Annotated in this window: 15 protein-coding genes; 13 read left to right on the plus strand and 2 right to left on the minus strand. The window is 71.2% G+C overall.

Going from position 1 to position 17,531, the window contains the following annotated elements; translation table 11 throughout:
* Nucleotides 1–793 (minus strand): LacI family DNA-binding transcriptional regulator (locus ABZ896_RS46860; RefSeq protein WP_360943534.1); only part of this gene is annotated, 793 nt, incomplete at its 3' end.
* 186 nt (nt 794–979) lie between these two features.
* Here ABZ896_RS46860 and ABZ896_RS46865 point away from each other — a divergent pair.
* The 5 genes from ABZ896_RS46865 to ABZ896_RS46885 all read left to right on the plus strand — a co-directional run bounded on the left by ABZ896_RS46865 (nt 980) and on the right by ABZ896_RS46885 (nt 6,754).
* Nucleotides 980–1,933, plus strand: coding sequence for a TIM barrel protein (locus ABZ896_RS46865; protein WP_360943492.1), 954 nt, complete (start codon nt 980–982; stop codon nt 1,931–1,933).
* 9 nt (nt 1,934–1,942) lie between these two features.
* Complete coding sequence (locus ABZ896_RS46870; RefSeq protein ID WP_360943495.1) at nt 1,943–3,352, plus strand: sugar porter family MFS transporter; 1,410 nt, start codon at nt 1,943–1,945, stop codon at nt 3,350–3,352.
* Nucleotides 3,353–3,365: 13 nt separating this feature from the next.
* Nucleotides 3,366–4,382: a Gfo/Idh/MocA family oxidoreductase gene (locus ABZ896_RS46875; protein WP_360943498.1), complete on the plus strand. Its 1,017-nt coding sequence runs from the start codon at nt 3,366–3,368 to the stop codon at nt 4,380–4,382.
* Complete coding sequence (locus ABZ896_RS46880) at nt 4,379–5,248, plus strand: sugar phosphate isomerase/epimerase (protein WP_360943501.1); 870 nt, start codon at nt 4,379–4,381, stop codon at nt 5,246–5,248. Before ABZ896_RS46875 ends, ABZ896_RS46880 begins: the two co-directional genes overlap by 4 nt.
* Before the next feature lie 234 nt (nt 5,249–5,482).
* The gene (locus tag ABZ896_RS46885) at nt 5,483–6,754 is read left to right on the plus strand and encodes an MFS transporter (RefSeq protein ID WP_360943504.1); all 1,272 of its coding nucleotides are present in this window, start codon (nt 5,483–5,485) and stop codon (nt 6,752–6,754) included.
* On the opposite strand, the gene ABZ896_RS46890 is transcribed toward ABZ896_RS46885, so the two are convergent.
* Nucleotides 6,738–7,649, minus strand: a complete 912-nt coding sequence (locus ABZ896_RS46890; protein ID WP_360943507.1) for a LysR family transcriptional regulator — start codon at nt 7,647–7,649, stop codon at nt 6,738–6,740. The genes ABZ896_RS46885 and ABZ896_RS46890 overlap by 17 nt on opposite strands.
* Before the next feature lie 120 nt (nt 7,650–7,769).
* On the opposite strand from ABZ896_RS46890, the gene ABZ896_RS46895 reads away from it, so the two are divergent.
* From ABZ896_RS46895 to ABZ896_RS46930, 8 genes are all read left to right on the plus strand, one after another.
* Nucleotides 7,770–8,750 (plus strand): fumarylacetoacetate hydrolase family protein, encoded by a 981-nt coding sequence (locus tag ABZ896_RS46895; protein ID WP_360943510.1) that lies wholly within the window; start codon nt 7,770–7,772, stop codon nt 8,748–8,750.
* Nucleotides 8,747–9,703, plus strand: coding sequence for a cyclase family protein (locus tag ABZ896_RS46900; protein ID WP_360943513.1), 957 nt, complete (start codon nt 8,747–8,749; stop codon nt 9,701–9,703). Before ABZ896_RS46895 ends, ABZ896_RS46900 begins: the two co-directional genes overlap by 4 nt.
* A 23-nt stretch (nt 9,704–9,726) precedes the next feature.
* Nucleotides 9,727–10,863: an FAD-dependent oxidoreductase gene (locus ABZ896_RS46905; RefSeq protein ID WP_360943516.1), complete on the plus strand. Its 1,137-nt coding sequence runs from the start codon at nt 9,727–9,729 to the stop codon at nt 10,861–10,863.
* Nucleotides 10,860–11,861, plus strand: coding sequence for an amidohydrolase family protein (locus tag ABZ896_RS46910; RefSeq protein WP_360943519.1), 1,002 nt, complete (start codon nt 10,860–10,862; stop codon nt 11,859–11,861). The genes ABZ896_RS46905 and ABZ896_RS46910 overlap by 4 nt, the downstream gene beginning before the upstream one ends.
* Before the next feature lie 11 nt (nt 11,862–11,872).
* The gene (locus ABZ896_RS46915) at nt 11,873–12,811 is read left to right on the plus strand and encodes a VOC family protein (RefSeq protein ID WP_360943522.1); all 939 of its coding nucleotides are present in this window, start codon (nt 11,873–11,875) and stop codon (nt 12,809–12,811) included.
* Nucleotides 12,812–12,837: 26 nt separating this feature from the next.
* Nucleotides 12,838–13,800 (plus strand): fumarylacetoacetate hydrolase family protein, encoded by a 963-nt coding sequence (locus ABZ896_RS46920; RefSeq protein ID WP_360943525.1) that lies wholly within the window; start codon nt 12,838–12,840, stop codon nt 13,798–13,800.
* Between the two features lie 160 nt (nt 13,801–13,960).
* Nucleotides 13,961–15,082 carry a PP2C family protein-serine/threonine phosphatase gene (locus ABZ896_RS46925; protein WP_360943528.1) on the plus strand — a complete coding sequence of 374 codons (1,122 nt, stop codon included), beginning with the start codon at nt 13,961–13,963 and terminating at the stop codon, nt 15,080–15,082.
* A 212-nt stretch (nt 15,083–15,294) separates the two neighbouring features.
* The gene (locus tag ABZ896_RS46930; RefSeq protein WP_360943531.1) at nt 15,295–17,352 is read left to right on the plus strand and encodes a nitrate- and nitrite sensing domain-containing protein; all 2,058 of its coding nucleotides are present in this window, start codon (nt 15,295–15,297) and stop codon (nt 17,350–17,352) included.
* The last annotated feature ends 179 nt before the right edge of the window (nt 17,353–17,531 follow it).

Here is a 17,531-nt window from a genome sequence, read left to right on the forward strand (position 1 = left end):
GAAGTCGGGCATCGGCAAGCTGCGCCAGCGCCCCAACCTCGGTATCGACTACGTCTTCGGCGAGCCGTGGCCGGCCCTGAACAAGAAAACCTGGCAACGACCGCCCCTGCTCGCGCTCGGCGAGGAGCGTCCGCCCGGTCTCGATGCCCGACTCCTCGGTGTGGTCGCCGGGGATGACCCGGGCCTCGGACTCCAGGCCGTGGCGCCGCATCGCCGCGCGGTAGGCGCGCCGCCGTTCGGCCGAGCCGGGGCCGCGGCCGCCGTCGAGGTGCACGATCCGGCGGTGCCCCAGCTCGACCAGGTGGTCCATGGCCTGGCGTACGCCCTTGCCCTCGGCGGAGTGCACGAAGTCCACGTGGGCGTGCGGGACGCGGCGGCTGACCGACACGGCGACCGTGCGGCGCCCCAGTTCGTCGAGGAAGACGGTCTCCGCGAAGGAGCCGAGCACGATCACGGCCTCGCAGCGGTGGGCCAGCAGCGCCTCCGCGACCTTCTCCTCGCTGCGGCCGCGCGTCGCGCCGGACAGCAGGACCTCGTACCCGAGCCGCTCCGCCTCCGGGTAGATGCCCTCGATCAGGTCGGTGTGGAAGGTCTGGTGGACGGTGAACATCACGCCGAGCGTGCGGCTGCGGCCGCGGGCTAGCAGCCGGGCCGCGCTGTCCGGGCGGTAGCCGATCTCGTCGGCGACCCGCAGCACCCGCTCGCGGGTCTCCCGGCTCGCACCGGGCTGGTTGCGGAACACGATCGACACCAGCGCACGGGACACGCCCGCCCTGTCGGCCACGTCGGCCATCGTCGGCCGCTGCCTGCCCGCTGCATCCACCTGTGCACCACCCTTCGCCGGAGCCAACCCTAGGGCAGCCGCGAAACGCCACCGCGGGAAGGTATTGACATGACATTTGGACAGGGTCCATCGTACTGCCACTAGCGCGCGCTAGTAGAGCGCGACAGGCAAGAGCCTCTCCCCGAAGGACACCGCATGGCAACGGCGCCAACCACCCCGCTCCGCACCACCGTGGGCAACCTCTGCCTGGGCTCGGCACCCGACTCGTGGGGGATCTGGTTCCCCGAGGACGCCCGGCAGGTGCCGTACACCCGCTTCCTCGACGAGCTGGCGCAGGCCGGCTACCGGTGGCTGGAGCTCGGTCCCTACGGCTACCTCCCCACCGATCCGCGGCGCCTCAAGGAGGAGCTGGACGCGCGCGGACTGCAGGTCTCCGGCGGTACCGCCTTCGGCGCGCTGCACCGGCCCGAGGCCTGGGACGAGATGCTCGCCCATGTCCGGCAGGTCGCCGCGCTGACGCAGGCCGCGGGCGCCCACCACCTGGTGCTGATCCCGCCCATGTACCGGGACGAGAGGACCGGGGCGTTCACCGAGCCGCCCGAGCTGACCGCCGAGCAGTGGGCGGGCTTCGGGAAGGCCGCCGACCGGCTGGGCGCGCTGCTGCTCGACGAGTACGACGTGCGTCTCGTGATCCATCCGCACGCCGACAGCCACCTCCAGACCCAGCCGGAGATCGAGCGGCTGCTCGACGAGTCGGACTCCCGGTACACCAACCTGTGCCTGGACACCGGGCACGTGGCCTACGGCGGCGGCGACAACCTCGACCTGATCCGCCGGTTCGGCGAGCGGGTCGGATACGTGCACATCAAGCAGATGGACCCCGCCGTGCTGGCCCAAGTCGCCGCCGAGGACCTCTCGTTCGGGGAGGCGGTCAAGCGCGGTGTGTGCGTCTCACCGCCCGCCGGGGTGCCGGATCCGGCCGACGTGGTCGCCGAACTGGCCCGACTGGACGCCGAGTTGTTCGTGATCGTCGAGCAGGACCTGTACCCGTGCGCGCCCGAGGTGCCGCTCCCCATCGCCGTACGCACCCGGGAGCACCTGGCCGGTCACGGCCTGGCGGGTACCCGGCGTCCGACTCTCGACCGGTAGGAGGCGCCCATGGATGTCACGACCCTCACGCCCACCACCGACGACGCCCCGCCCGCCGTCTCACGACGGCTGCGGGTCATCACCGTCATCGCCACCTTCGGCGGGCTGCTCTTCGGCTACGACACCGGTGTCATCAACGGCGCGCTGCCGTACATGACCGACGACCTCGGGCTGACCGCGGTCACCGAGGGCATGGTCACCAGCTCGCTGCTCCTCGGGGCGGCCCTGGGCGCGGTCGCCGGTGGCCGGCTGTCCGACGCGCGCGGCAGGCGCCGTACGATCCTCGTCCTCGCGGTGCTGTTCTTCGTCGGCGCGCTGGGGTGCACGCTCGCGCCGACCACCGCGGTGATGGTGGTGGCGCGGTTCGTCCTCGGTCTCGCGGTCGGCGGTGCCTCGGTGACCGTGCCCGTGTACCTCGCCGAGGTCTCGCCCGCCGAGCGGCGCGGTGCGCTCGTCACCCGCAACGAACTGATGATCGTCAGCGGGCAGTTGCTCGCCTTCACCTCCAACGCGGCCATCGCGCGGGTGGGCGGTGAGTCCGGCGGGGTCTGGCGCTGGATGCTGGTGATCGCCACGATCCCGGCCGTGGTGCTGTGGTTCGGCATGCTGGTCATGCCGGAGAGCCCGCGCTGGCTGGCCTCGCAGACCCGCTTCTCCGAAGCCCTGGAGGTCCTGAAGCAGGTGCGTTCGCGGCAGCGGGCCGAGGCGGAACTCGCCGAGGTGTCCGCGCTCGCGGTCAGGGAGGAGCAGGAGAAGCTCGGCAGCTGGCGGGACATGAGGTCCACGCCGTGGCTCCGCAAGCTGATGTTCGTCGGGTTCGGCATCGCGATCGTGCAGCAGATCACCGGCGTCAACACGATCATGTACTACGGCACCCAGATCCTGGAGGACGCCGGCTTCACCTCGGACACCGCGCTCACGGCGAACATCGCCAACGGCGTGATCTCGGTCCTCGCCACGTTCGTCGGCATCTGGCTGCTGGGCCGGCTGCCGCGCCGGCCGATGCTGATGGCCGGTCAGATCGGCACCACGGCGGCCCTGTTGCTGATCGGTGTCTTTTCACTGGTGCTGTCCGCCGGCGACGCCCGCGCCTACGCGGTGCTCGCCATGACGGTCACCTTCCTCGCCTTCCAGCAGGGCGCGATCTCGCCGGTGACCTGGCTGATGCTGTCGGAGATCTTCCCGATGCGGATGCGCGGCTTCGGGATGGGCGTGGCCGCGGTGGTGCTGTGGCTGACCAACTTCGTGATCGGGCTGGTCTTCCCGTCGCTGGTCTCCGGCATCGGCGTCTCCAGCACCTTCTTCCTGTTCGTGGTGGCGGGTGTCTTCTCCCTCACCTTCGTGAAGCTCTACGTCCCCGAGACGAAGGGCCGCACCCTCGAAACCCTCGAAGCCGAACTCCGGGCGCGCTTCTCCTAGTTAGGAACGGACCATGACCGTACGTGTAGGGGTGATCGGGGCCGGCTGGATCGGCACCGAACACATCCGCCGCCTCACCCACACCGTAACCGGGGCCCGGGTCACCGCCGTCACCGACATCGACGCGGACCGCGCCGCCGAGGCGGCCGCCCCGGTCGGCGCCCGGGTGCTGCCCGACGGCGCCGCGGTGGTCGCGGCCGACGACGTGGACGCCGTCCTCGTGACCTCCTGGGGCCCGACCCACGCCGAGCACGTGCTCAACGCGATAGCCGCCGGGAAGCCGGTGTTCTGCGAGAAGCCGCTGGCCACCACCGCCGAGGACTGCCTGAGGATCACCGAGGCCGAGCAGGCCCACGGCCGCCGGCTGGTCCAGGTCGGCTTCATGCGCCGCTACGACGCCGGGTACCGGCAGCTGAAGGAGGTCATCGACGCGGGCCGGATCGGCGCGCCGCTGATCGTGCACTGCGCGCATCGCAACCCGACGGTCCCGGAGTCGTACACCTCCGCAATGGCCGCCCTGGACACGGCCGTTCACGAGGTGGACGTGCTGCGCTGGCTGCTCGACGACGAGATCGTCTCCACCCAGGTGGTCACCCCGCGCGCCACGAGCAAGCGGTTCGCGCACCTCAAGGACCCGCAGATCATGCTCTTCGAGACGGCGAAGGGCGTCCGGATCGACCTGGAGGTCTTCGTCAACTGCCAGTACGGCTACGACATCCAGTGCGAGGCGGTCGGCGAGGAGGGCCTGGTCCGACTGCCCGACCCGGCCGCGGTCGCCGTCCGCACCGGCGCCCGGCACAGCACCGAGGTGCTGACCGACTGGGTGGGCCGGTTCCGGGACGCCTTCGACACGGAGTTCCGGGAGTGGATCGCGGGCCTCGCCGCCGGTCAGGCGCCCACCGGGCCCTCCGCCTGGGACGGTTACGCCGCCACCGTCATCACCGCCGCGACCGTCGAGGCCCTGGAGACGGGCCGCGTCGTCGCCACCGACCTCAAGCCCCGTCCCGCCTTCTACGGAGGTGCCGCGTGAAGATCGCCCTCGACCCGTACATGTTCCGCGCCCTGTCCCTCGACGACATGGTGCGCACGGTGGCCGAACTCGGCTACCAGTACATCGAGTTGTCGCCGCGCGACGACTTCATGCCGTTCTTCCTGCACCCACGGGCGGACGACGAGCGGATCACCGAGCTCAAGAACTCCCTGCGCACCCACGGCGTCCGGCTCTCCTCCGTGCTGCCGCTGTACAAGTGGTCCTCGCCCGACGAGACCGAGCGGCAGGCGGCCGTCCGCTACTGGAAGCGCATGATAGAGATCACCGCCGACCTCGAATGCCCCCTGATGAACAGCGAGTTCAACGGCCGCCCCGAGCGGGCCGCCGAGAGCGAGGCCGCGTTCTGGCGCTCGCTGGAGGAGCTGCTCCCGCTGTTCGAGCGCGAAGGCATCGCCCTGAACCTGGAGGCCCACCCCGACGACTTCTGCGAGGAGAACGCTCCCGCCGTCGACCTGGTCCGGGCGATCGACAAGCCCTGGGTGAACTACCTGTACTGCGCCCCGCACAGCTTCCACCTCTCCGGTGCATCGGAGGTCGGGGCGGACATCGCCAAGATGATGCGCTACGCCGGTGACAAGCTCCGGCATGTGCACATCGCGGACTCCTTCAACCACAAGGGCTCCAGCGGACTGCGCTACATCCTCAACCCGCCCGGCACCCCGGCCCGTATCCACCAGCACCTCGACATCGGCCAGGGCGAGGTCGACTGGGACGCCTTCTTCGGCACCCTGCGCGAGCTGGACTTCGACGGCGTGGCCACGGCGTGCGTCTTCGCGTGGGAGGAACGGGCCAGGGAATCCTCGGCGTTCATGCTGGACCGGATCACCAAGGAGCTGGGGGCGTAACGCACGAGGTCGGATCCATGCTGTGGACGGCTGCACCATCCAGAGCATGGATGCCGGGTTATACGGGATTCGGATCACGCGCAGGATGGCGGGCGGTCGGCGGACGGCCCATAGTCGTGGCTACCCGCACGCCGCTGTCCGGACAGCCGCCGTCGTGCGGCCGTCCCCGGCATGCCGTGCGCCCCTCGGTGCCCGCCGGCATGTCCACTCCGCTCTCCGTGCCCTGGAGTCGTGATGCCCGGTTCCGTTCCGCCGTCGTCCACCGCCGCGGTCGACGACACTGCCCAGTCGCCCGTCCCCGCCTCCGGCCCGGCCCATGCGCTGCGGGTGACCTTGCTGATGGCGGGCAGTTGTCTGCCGATCCTGGGGGCGGTGCTCATCGCCCCCGTCCTGCCGAAGATGCAGGACCACTTCGCCTCCGTGCCCGGGGCGAAGGCGCTCGTGCCGCTGGCGTTGACCGTGCCGGCGCTGGCGCTCGCGTTGCTCGCGCCGTTCGCCGGGGTGATCGTGGACCGGCTCGGCCGCAAGCGGCTGCTGGTCGTGGCGACGCTGTTGTACGCGGTGTTCGGCACCGCGCCGTTGTGGTTGTCGTCGCTGGGCGCGATCATCGCGAGCCGGGCGCTGGTGGGGGTCGCCGAGGCCGCGATCATGACCTGCTGCACCACGCTGATCGGTGACTACTACTCCGGGCAACGGCGGGTGAAGTACCTCGCGTTGCAGACAATGTGTGCCTCCGCGTCGGCCACGGTGTTCTTCGCGGTCGGGGGTGCGGTGGGCTCCGCCGGGTGGCGGGTGCCGTTCTTCGTGTACGCCGTGAGTCTGGTCCTCGCTCCGCTGATGGCCACGGCGCTGCCGAGCCCGGCGGCCCGTGCGGCGACGGTCCGTGCCCGACGCCCTTTTCCCTGGCGGCAGTTGAGTGGGATCTGTGCGCTGACCTCCTTCGGGGCGATGGTGTTCTACACCGTGCCCGTCGAGATGGCGTATCTGCTCGACGACCTCGGGGTGGAGAGTTCGGGGGTGATCGGGCTGGCGACGGCGGTGGCGAGTGCGGCGACGGTGTGCGGGGCGGTCCTCTTCGCCCGTCTCAAGCGCGCCCCGGACCCGATGCTGCCCGGCGTTCTCGCTGTGTGCGCGGTGGGGTTCGGGGTGATGTTCCTCGCCGGGAACGCGGGGGTGCTGGTGGTGGGGGCGGTGGTCAACTGCGTTGGTACGGGGGTGTTGTTGCCTGCGTTGTTGACCAGTGCGATGTCTCGGCTGGCCTTTGAGGACCGTGGTCGCGGGACGGGGCTGTGGATGGCCGCGTTCTTCGGTGGGGAGTTTGTCTGTCCGCTGGTGTTGCTCGGTGGGGAGGCTGTTGTGGGGAGTCTTGCGGGGGCTGTGGGGGTGTTGGGGGTCTGTTCGGGGCTGGTTGGATTTTGGCTGCTGGTCCGTCGTGGCTGGTCACGCCCACGCGGCGGTAGCCGCACATTCGACACAGCTCCGCGCCCCTTTAGGGAGTTGCAGTGAGCGTGGCTCCTACCTGTGCTGCCTTTTGTCTTAGCCAGATGTGGGCCGCGTCCTGCGTGTGTACCGGGTGCCACCACATTGCCTCCTGCACGGGTACGGCCTCGAAGGGGCACGGGAGGACTCGTACCGCTGCTGAGCGCACCGCCCTTCTCGCCAGGCGCTCCTGGATCATCGCCACGCGTCTCGTGCCCTCGACCATGTGCGGCAGGAGCTGGAAGGTCTGTACGGAGACCTCCACGCGGGGGCTGATGCCCAGCATGCTGAGCTGGCGGGCGGCCGGGGCGTCGTAGGGGCGCTGGTAGACCGCCCAGGGCAGGTGCGCGAGGTGGTCGAGGGTGAGGTCGTCGCCCACTTCCGGGTTGTCGTCGGCGATCATGCACAGCCAGCGGTCCTGGTGCAGGTCGACCGCGGGGAATCCGTCGATGATGCCGTGCGGCAGGAGCAGGCCGTCGATGGTGCTCAGCACCGTCGCGGTGTTCTCCTCGACCGACGGCGGGGTGTGCCGGAACGTGAGGCGGATGCCGGGGGCCTCGTGGTGGAGGGCGCGGGCCAGCGGGGCGCCGAAGACGGCCGCGCCGTAGTCGGAGGCGAGCAGCGTGAACTCGCGGGTCTCCACGGCCGGATCGAAGTCGGCCTGGCTGGAGAAGACCCGTTCCAGCAGGTCGCAGGCGGTGGCGCTGCGGTCGCGCAGGGCCACGCCGAGCGGGGTCAGCTCGTAGGTGTTGCCGGTACGGGCCAGCAGGTCGTCGTCGAAGTGGCGGCGCAGCCGGGACAGGGCCGCGCTCATGGCGGGCTGGCTCAGCCCCACCCGCTCGCCCGCCCGGGTGACGTTGCGCTCCTCCAGCAGCGCGCGCAGGGCGAGCACGAGATTGAGGTCGAGTCGGGACAGGTTCACCGGGCACCACCTGGCAGGTCAGAGGTATCCATCGGATGGATTCGCCACATCCACAGGATCTATTTCCGTGATCGGTCGACGAGGGCCACAGTAGACCGCAACCCAGCGGGAGGAAATCTCATGGCAACGCATCGGCAACCTGCCGGCCCGTTCGCGCTCGGCACGTTCTCCGCTCCGGAGGGGCCGCGCTTCCCGGGCCTGCTGGCCGAGGACCGGGTGCTCGACCTGAGCGGGACCTTGGCCGGGGCGCCGAGCGACCTTCGGGCCGTCCTGGACCGGTGGGAGGAGTACCTGCCCGTCCTGCACTCGCTGGCGGACGATCCCCATCTCGACCGGCACCCGTTGGACGGGCTGCGGGTGCACGCGCCCGTCGAGCCGCGCCAGGTCTTCCAGTCCGGCGCCAACTACCGGCAGCACGTGATCGATCTGGAGGTCGCGCACCGCTCCCCCGACGACCCGCGCACGGTCGAGGAGGCGCGGGCGGAGATCGCCGCCGTCATGGACCGGCGGGCGGCGGAGGATCTGCCGTACGTGTTCATCGGGCTGCCGAGCGCGATCACCGGTCCCTACGACGATGTCGTCCTCCCTTCCTGGGCCGAACAGCCGGACTGGGAGCTGGAGTTGGCCGTGGTGATCGGCAGGCCCGCCCAGGGGGTGCCGGTCGAGGAGGCTTTGGAGTACGTCGCCGGGTACACGATCGCCAATGACCTCACCGACCGGGCCGGCGTGTTCCGGCGGGACATGAAGGCCATTGGGACCGACTGGCTGCGCAGCAAGAACGCGCCGGGCTTCACCCCGCTCGGACCGTGGATCGTGCCCGCCGGTTCGATCGCCGACCCGGGCGATCTGCGGGTCACGCTTCGGCTCAACGGCGAGACCATGCAGGACGAGTCGACCAAGGACATGCTCTTCGGGGTCGCCCGGCTGGTGTCGTACATCTCGCAGACCGCCCAACTGCTGCCCGGGGACCTGGTGTTGACGGGCAGCCCGGCCGGCAACGGCATCCACTGGGGGCGGCTGCTGCGGGACGGCGACGTGATGGAGGGCTCCATCACCGGGCTCGGTGTGCAGCGCACCCGCTGTGTCGGGGAGGCGGTGTGAACCGCGACGACCCCGAGGGCGCGATCGCCGAGGCCGCCAAGGCGTGCTCCAACTGGGGGCGTTGGGGCGAGGACGACGTGCTCGGCACCCTGAACTTCCTCGACGAGGCCAAACGGCGCGAGGGCGCTGCGCTGGTCCGGCGGGGTGTGAGCTTCTCGCTCTCCCAACGGTTCGACATGAACGGGCCGCAGAAGGGCTGGCGGCGGCGCACCAACCCGGTGCACACCATGCTGGACACCGGCACCGACGCGGCCCTCGGCAACCAGGGCTTTCCGCACGGCATCGGCGGCGCCGACGACGTGATCGCGATGCCGCTCCAGTGCTCGACGCAGTGGGACGGACTCGGGCACATCTTCGACCACGGCAGGGCGTGGAACGGGCGGGACGCGGCGCGCACGGTCACCTCCGACGGCGACCTCGTCACCGGCATCGAGCACATGGCGCCGTATGTCGCCGGGCGCGGGGTGCTGCTGGACGTCGGTCAAGTCGTCGGCGTGGGCGGCGAGTTGCCCGACGGATTCGCCGTCACCGAGGACCATCTGACCGCGACCGCCGAGGCCCACGGCGTGACCGTCGGGCGCGGTGACCTCGTCCTCGTACGGACGGGGCAGCTCGCCCGGGCCCGGCGGGACGGCTGGGGCGACTACGCGGGCGGTCCCGCACCCGGGCTGTCCTTCACCACCGCCGGCTGGCTGCACGGCAGCGAGATCGCCGCGATCGCCACCGACACCTGGGGCTTCGAGGTCCGGCCGAACGAGTTCGAGCACGCCTTCCAGCCGCTGCACCAGGTCGCCATCCCCCACATCGGCCTGCTGATCGGCGAGATGTGGGACCTCGACGCACTCGCCGCAGACTGCGCCGAGGACGGCGTGTACGAGTTCTGGCTGACGGCGGCACCGCTGCCGATCACGGGGGCGGTGGGGTCCCCGGTCAACCCCATCGCCGTGAAGTAGAAGCAGAAGTAGAGGACCCCGACATGTCCGACCGCACCGAACGCTCCGTCCTCGTCATCGGCGGCGGCACCTCCGGCAACGCCCTCACCGTCCTGCTGCGCCGCGCCGACGTCGCCGTCGACCTCGTCGAGGCGAGCCCCGACTGGCGCTCCGCCGCCGGCTCCGGCATCACCCTCCAGGGCAACGCCCTGCGCGTCCTGCGCGAGGTCGGCGTCCTCGACGCGATCGAGAAGGACGGCTACCCCGCCGAGGGCGTCGCCATCCTCGCCCCCGACGGCACCGTCCTCGCCGCCCACGACGAGCTGCGCACCGGCGGCGACGACCTGCCCGCCCACATCGGCATGCGGCGCCCGAGGCTCCAGCAGCTCCTCATCGAGCGGGTCCGGGCCTCCGGCGCCGACCTCCGCCTCGGCACCACGGCCACCGCCTTCGCCCAGGACGGCGAGGGCGTGGACGTCACCTTCTCGGACGGCTCGACCCGCCGCTACGACCTCGTCGTCGGCGCCGACGGGCTGCACTCCGCCACCCGCCGCATGATCGGCGTCACCGACCGGCCCGAGCCCACCGGCATGGGCATCTGGCGCGCCCCCGCGCCCCGCCCGGCCGGCGTCACCCGCACCGAGATGATCTACGGCGGCCCGTGCTTCATCGCCGGGTACTGCCCGACCAGCGAGGACACGGTCTACACGTATCTCGTCGAACCGGCCCGCGACCGGGCCTCGCTCGATCCCGCCTCGTACGCCGACGAGATGCGCCGGCTCAGCGGGGCCTACGGCGGGGTGTGGCCGCAGTTGCGAGCCGCGTTCACCGACGCGGGAGCCGTCAACTACGCCTGTTTCGACCGGCACTTGGTGGAGGGCCCCTGGCACCGCGGCCGCGTCGTGCTCGTCGGCGACGCCGCCCACGCCTGTCCGCCGACCTTCGCGCAGGGCGCCGCGATGTCCCTGGAGGACGTCCAGGTGCTCGCCGAACTGCTGACCGGCGGCGCCGACTGGGACGACCGGCTGCTCACCGCCTATCAGGCCCGCCGGATCCCCCGGGTGCGCATGGTCGTCGACGCGTCCGTGCAGCTGGGCCGGTGGCTGCTGGAGGGGAGACGCGACGCGGACGTGCCGGGGCTGATGCACCGCACCCTGAGCGCGCTGAGGGAACTGCCGTGACCGAAGCCGCCCCCACCGTCGACATCCACGCCCATCTGCTGCTGCCCGAGGTCGAGGAAGCCGTGGCCGGTCACCCGGGGCTCGCCGAGGCCCGTGCCCTCGACGCCCGTCGCAACGGTCCGGCCGCCCTGAAGGTGAACGGCCCCATGGTCGGCGCGCGCGTGCCGAGGCTCACGGACGCGGCCGTGCGGCTGGCTGCCATGGACGAACAGGGCGTGGACGTCCAGCTGGTCAGTCCGTCCCCGTCGCACTACCACTACTGGGCGGAGCCCGAACTGGCCGCCAGACTCTGCCGGTTGGCGAACGAGACGACCGCGGCACACTGCGCCAAGGCGCCCGACCGGCTCCACGGACTGGGCCTGGTCCCACTCCAACACCCAGCCCTCACCGTCGAGTTGCTCGACCATGCCCTGCAACAGGGCCTGAAGGGCGTGGAGATCTCCTCCCACGCGCCCGGACACGAGCTGTCGGACCCCGCTTACGAGCCTCTCTGGTCACGGGCCGAGGAGACCGGCGCCCTGCTCTTCCTGCACCCCTTCGGCTGCACCCTCGACCAGCGGCTGGACCGCTGGTATCTCTCCAACACCGTCGGCCAGCCCACCGAGAACGCCGTGGCGCTCTCCCATCTGATCTTCTCCGGCGTCCTGGACCGGCACCCGGCGCTGAGGGTGATCGCCGCGCACGGGGGCGGCTATCTCCCCACCCACCTCGGCCGCTCCGACCACGCCTGGCGGGTCCGGCCCGACGCCCGGGAGTGCGCGCACGAACCCAGCAGCTACCTGGGCCGGCTGTACTTCGACTCCCTGGTCCATGACCCGCTCGCACTGCGGGAGTTGGTCCGGGTCACGGGCGCCGGCCGGGTGCTGCTCGGCTCCGACTTCCCCTTCGACATGGGCACCGAGGACCCGCTCGGCTCCCTGCGCGCCGCGGGCCTGTCCGATGCCGACTTCCACGCCGTGCGCGGGGCGAACGCCGCCGCGCTGCTCGACCTCGCCTGAGGAGGACCCCCATGGACCACCGCCCGCTCACCCATCTCCGCCACGTCGACCTCGCCGTCCCCGACTACGACCGGCAGCTCGACTTCTACGCCGGCGTCTGGGGCCTGACCAAGGTCGCCGAGGACTCCGGGATCTCCTTCCTCGCCGCTGAGGGCTCGCCCGAGCAGTACGTCGTACGGCTGCGCAAGGCCGACGAGAAGCGGCTCGACCTGGTCTCCTACGGTGCCGCCTCGGCCGAGGACGTGGACGCCCTCGCCGAGCGACTCCTCGCCGGTGGCGTCCAGTTGCTGTCCCGGCCCGCCAAGGTCGAGACCCCCGGCGGTGGTTACGGCTTCCGGTTCTTCGACATCGACGGACGCACCGTCGAGGTCTCGGCCGACGTCGAGGTGCGCCGGCACCGGAGGATCGAGGAGAAGGAGGCCATCCCGGTCAAGCTCTCGCACGTCGTCCTCAACTCCCCCGACCTGGACGCGACCCGCTCCTGGTACGAGACCCACCTCGGCTTCCGGCACTCCGACACGCTGAGTTCGCCGTACGTCGGCGATGTCATGCACTTCATGCGGATCAGCAACCAGCACCACTCGATGGCGATCGCCAAGGGTCCGCACACCTCGCTGCACCACGTCTCCTTCGAGATGCGCGGTATCGACGAGTACATGCGCGGGTCCGGGCGGGTGATGCGGGCCGGGTTCACGAAGGTCTGGGGGCCGGGCCGGCACCTGGCGGGCGACAACACCTTCACCTACTTCCTCGATCCGCACGGCAACACGGTCGAGTACACGACCGAGTTGGAGCTTCTCGACGAGGACACCTGGCATCCGCACGTCTACGACTTCTCCCGGCCGGAGGTCACCGACCAGTGGGGCACGGCCAATCCGATGAACGAACTGGTCGCCAAGGAGTCCTTCAACGACGTCGACCGCGGTGTGTTCGTCGCCCCGCCGGTCTGACCCACCCTCGACGGCAGGAGCCTCTCATGCGTTTGGCCACCTACGAGTACCGCGACCGTCGCCGCGTGGCCGTCGTCGACGAGGACGGCACGCTACGGCCCCTGCCCGGTGTCTCCTCGCTGACCGGTCTGCTCGCCGAGGGCGGCGGGCTCTCCGAACTGCTGGACAGCGGCGACGACGTCCCGGCCGGGCCGCATGTCTCCGAGGTCCGGCTCCTGGCACCGCTCCAGCCGCCCACCGTACGGGACTTCGTGACCTTCGAGGAGCATGTCGAGGGCGTACGGCGGTCCGTGGACGGGGCCGCCGGGGTACCGGAGCAGTGGTACGCGGCTCCGACGTTCTACTTCACCAACCCCTATGCGGTGTACGGGCCTTGTGACGAGATCCCGATGCCCCCGGGGTCGTCCGTGCTCGACTTCGAGCTGGAGGTGGCCGCCGTGATCGGCAAGGAGGGCCGGGACCTCACTCCGGAGCGGGCGCGGGAGCACATCGTCGGGTACACGATCCTCAACGACTGGTCCGCCCGGGATCTCCAGTCCGCCGAGATGCGGGTGGGTCTCGGCCCGTGCAAGGGCAAGGACACGGCCACCACGCTGGGGCCGTACCTGGTCACCGCGGACGAGCTGGAGCCGCGTCGGGACGCCGACGGCTTCCTGCGGCTGGGGCTCACCGCCGCGGTCAACGGCGAGGTGGTCGGCAAGGACCTGCTCTCCAACATGAGCTGGACCTTCGAGGAGATGGTCGCCTACGCCTCCCGCGGCACCTGGGTCCGCCCCGGCGACGTCCTCGGCTCGGGGACCTGCGGCAACGGCGGCTGTCTCGCCGAGCTGTGGGGCGTACGGGGCGAGCGGGACCCCGCACCGCTCGGGCCCGGCGACACGGTGACGCTCACGGTGGAGGGTCTCGGCAGCGTGTCCAACACGGTGGTGGCCGGCCCCGAGCCCCTACCGGTACCGGCCGCACGGCGGCGCCCACGGAACCGGCCGTGACGGGGCCGGCGCTCTCCGTCGCCGCCGGTCGCCGGGCCGTACGGAGCGGACCGAGGGCGGGTGACCTGGTGGATCGTGCTTGATTGCGGCGGGCCGGGTCGGCACTCGGGCGGGGGGCTGCATACCGTATGAGGAGATCACCCCCTGCCCGGGAGCCCCCATGACCGGTAGCCGCCGCATCAGACCCGCCGAGGGCTTCGACACCGTCGAGCCGCCGAGCGTCGCCGAGCTGGTCGCCGGCGTGGTGTCCGTGACCCTGCTGGTGGAGTTCCTGGGCGTGCTGTCCGGGTCCGAGGTGTGGCTGCTCGGGCTCCTGGTGTTCCTGCCGGGCGCGGCCTCCGCGCTGTGCACCGTGCGGCAGACGGCGTTCGTCGCCGCGTGGACCGTGCTCGTCGTCACCGCGACCGCGGTGGTGCGTGGCAGCGGCAACGGGCACGTGCTCGACCGGGTGTTCCTGGTGCTGTTCACCGTCGCGCTGGGCGCCTCCGCCGTCTACGCCTGCCACCGGCGGATCCGGCGCGAGCACGAGATGCTGCGGCTGCGCTCCACCGCCGCCGCCATGCAGCGGCACATCCTGCACCCGCTGCCGCTGCTCACCGACGACGTGCTGGTCAACGGCGTCTACGAGCCGCTCCAGGAGGACCGGCTGGTCGGCGGCGACATCTACGACGTCGTCGACTCGCCGTTCGGCACGCGTGTGCTCATCGGCGACGTGCAGGGCAAGGGCCTGGCCGCGGTCGGCGCCGCCTTCGCCGTGATCGGCGCCTTCCGCGAGGCGGCCCACCGGGAGCCCACGCTCACCGCGCTGGTCGACGCCCTGGATGCGGCCGTCGTACGGCACAACTCCTATGCCACGCACACCGGTGACGACGAGCGCTTCGTCACCGCGCTGGTCCTCGGAGTGGACCGGGACGACGAGGTGCAGGCCGTCAACTGCGGGCATGTGCTGCCCCATCTCCTGCACAAGGGGACCGTGTCCACGCCCGAGTTGGAGGCCGGTGTCCCGCTGGGTCTCGCGGAGCTGGCGCAGGAACCCACGACGGTGGGCTGGTTCGCGTTCCCGGAGGGCGCCACGCTCGTCCTTAGCACCGACGGACTCACCGAGACCCGGGCCGCCGACGGCACGTTCTACCCGGTCGACGAACGGCTGTCCCAGCACGTCGGCGTCTCCCCCACGGCCCTGCCGCAGACCCTGTTCGAGGACGCCCGCGCCTTCGCCGGCCGCGGTGGCCGCCACGACGACGTGGCCGTTCTGACCGTCCGGCGCTCACCACGACGATGACAAAGAGTGCACGGCTTCGGCGAAATGTGTGTCAGAAGTGAAAGCGAAGTGCTAGACATCGAGTCGTTGCGATCTGAACAACTGCCCGTGACCGCTCCGTACTGGAGAGTGCCGGGCTCGCGTCGGACGCGTGGCGAAACCGCATCGATAGGACGACCGTGTCGAACACCTCACCCCCCGCTCGCCGAAGGTTCGGTGCCCGCAACTGGCGCGTGGCACAGAAGCTCCAGGCCATCCTGCTGATCCCGGTGCTCGTCGCCCTCGTCCTCGGCGGCGTACGGGTGAAACGTTCCGTCGACACCTGGCAGGCCGCCGACGACGCGGTCCGGGTGGCCGAACTGGTGCAGGCCGCCAACAAGTACGCGAGCGACGCCATCAACGAACGCGACGTCTCCGTCATCCCGTTGGTCAAGGGCGACCGCGACTCCGCCGTCGTGACCAAGGCCCGGGCGATCACCGACGAGGACGCGAAGAGGTTCGAGGAGGCCGTCGCCCGCATGCCGAAGACGGCCAGTCTGGAGCGCCGGGTCGACCTCGTCCGCGCGGGCGAGAAACAGCTCGCCGCCGTGCGCGCCAACGCCTTCACCGCCAAACTGACCGGCGTGCAGACCGAGGAGAGCTATCACGCGGTCCAGCACCCCCTGATGGAGATCTCCAACGAGCTGGGCTTCGGCAGCAGCAACCAGGCGAGCTTCGGCCGCTCCCTGTACGCCCTCTCGCTCACCCAGGCCGCCGAGTCGCTGATCCGGGCCATCGGCACCCACCACCTGGTCGAGGACCGCGGCAAGCTCTCCGAGGGCGAACTCCAGGCCCAGCTCGCCTCGTTCAGCTCCTACGTCTACCTCGAACAGGTCGCGCTCCAGGAGTACGCCGGCGCCGGCACCGACGCGGACATGGCCCGGCTGCGCAAGGCGCTGTCCGACGCCGCGGAGAAGGGACAGCGGCAGGTCCAGGAGGCCGAGGCGAAGGCGGAGGCGGCCGGGAAGACGTACGCCGCCCCGCCCGCCCTGGACGCGATGACGAGCGCGATCGCCTCGGGCGCGACGGCCGCCCAGCTCGCCGACCGGGGGATCACGCCGGAGACCTTCTTCGCGGCCTCCACCCTCAGCTTCGACGCCTATCGCGGCGAGGAGGTCTACCTCACCGACACCGCGCTGGCCGACGCCCACGACATCGCCGACAGCGCCCGCCGGGACGCGATCGTCAACGCGGCCGTGGTCGTGCTCGCCGTCCTGGTCGCCTTCCTGCTGGCCGCCTGGGTGGCCCGCACGATGAGCACGAGCATGCGCCGGCTCAGCGCCTCGGCCCTGGAGATCGCCGGGCAGCGGCTGCCGGCCCGGCTGACCCAGCTGACCCGTGCCGTGCCCGGCCGGGTCGAGGGCGATGTCGAGCCCATCCCGATCACCAGCACCGACGAGATCGGCGAGGTCGCCCGCGCCTTCGACCACGTGCACCGCGAGGCCGTCCGGCTCGCCGCCGAACAGGCCCTGCTGCGGGCCAACATCAACACGATCTTCGGCAACCTGGCCCGCCGCAACCAGTCCCTGATCGAGCGTCAGCTCGGGATGATCACCGAGCTGGAGGGCAAGGAGGCCGACCCCGACCAGCTGGAGAACCTCTTCCGGCTGGACCACCTCGCCACCCGCGTGCGGCGCAACGGCGAGAACCTCCTGGTGCTCAGCGGTGAGACCCCGGCCCAGCAGTGGGACCAGCCGCTGCCCCTGGTCGACGTGGTCCGCGCGGCGGTCTCCGAGGTCGAGCAGTACGAGCGCATCGAGTTGTCGGGGGTCCCGGAGGCGGAGATCCACGGCCGTGCGGTGACCGACCTGGTGCATCTGCTCGCCGAACTCCTGGAGAACGCCACGACGTTCTCCTCGCCGCAGTCCCGGGTGCGGGTCACCGCGACCCGGCTGCCGGACGGCCGGCTGATGATCGAGATCCACGACCGGGGCATCGGCCTGCCCGCCCCCGACCTCGCGGAGATCAACCACACCCTGGCCAACCCGCCCACCGTGGACGTGGCGATCTCCCAGCGCATGGGCCTGTTCGTGGTCGGCAGGCTGGCCGACCGGCACGGCATCCGCGTCCAGCTGCGCCCCTCGGACGAGGGCCAGGGCGTCACCGCGCTCGCCATGCTCCCCGACACGATCACCTACCGCGCCCCCGGCACCGTCCCCGACGACGACACCCTGGCCCTGGCCGCCTTCATGGACGGCACCTTCCCCGACGGCGGCCGCGGCTTCGAGTCCTGGCACGACCACCGCTCCTGAACCGCGCGCCCCTGCCGGGGTGTCCGTGCCGGGGCGGAACAGGGCAGGACGGCCCCGGCACGGACACGTTCGCGAACGACCCGGGCTAGGGCGTGTTGCGAAAGTCCCGTCGTCCGCCCGGAGGGCGGGCCGGGCGGCGTTCGGTGCGTGCTCTCGGCGTGCCGGACGGAAGCCCTCGT

Origin of the sequence: Streptomyces sp. NPDC047072, assembly GCF_040643855.1 — a bacterium.
Taxonomy (GTDB): domain Bacteria; phylum Actinomycetota; class Actinomycetes; order Streptomycetales; family Streptomycetaceae; genus Streptomyces.